The following is a 421-nucleotide window of genomic DNA, read 5'->3' as shown; positions in this document are numbered from 1 at the left end:
CCTACGCAGAGGGTGGCCAGGCCGTAGCGCAGGTTGCGCCGCTCCAGTTCGTCGAGCAGCGTGCCGAGGATGATGCAGCCGGTGGCGCCGAGCGGGTGGCCCATGGCGATGGCGCCGCCGTTGACGTTGACCTTGCTTTCCGCCACGCCCATGTCCTTCATGAATTTCATCACCACCGAAGCGAACGCCTCGTTGACTTCGAACAGATCGATGTCTTCCACCTTCAGGCCGGCCTTGGCCAGGGCCTGGCGGGTCGCCGGCGCGGGGCCGGTAAGCATGATGGTGGGGTCGGTGGAGGTCACCGCGGTAGCGACGATCCGCGCCCGCGCCTTCAGGCCCAGTTCGCGGCCCTTGGCCTCGGAGCCGATGAGCATGGCGCTGGCGCCGTCGACGATCCCCGAGCTGTTGCCCGGCGTATGCA

The 421-nt window shown here is 67.9% G+C and carries 1 pseudogene; it reads right to left on the bottom strand.

The window, feature by feature from the left end:
* Nucleotides 1-421 (bottom strand): annotated as a pseudogene (locus tag FL311_RS43730) (acetyl-CoA C-acyltransferase); the annotation flags it as partial.

This window comes from Myxococcus sp. AB025B (assembly GCF_006518215.1).
Lineage (GTDB): Bacteria > Myxococcota > Myxococcia > Myxococcales > Myxococcaceae > Myxococcus > Myxococcus fulvus.
Note: the sequence above shows the minus strand (reverse complement) of the source record. Positions and strands in the feature narration are given on the sequence as shown.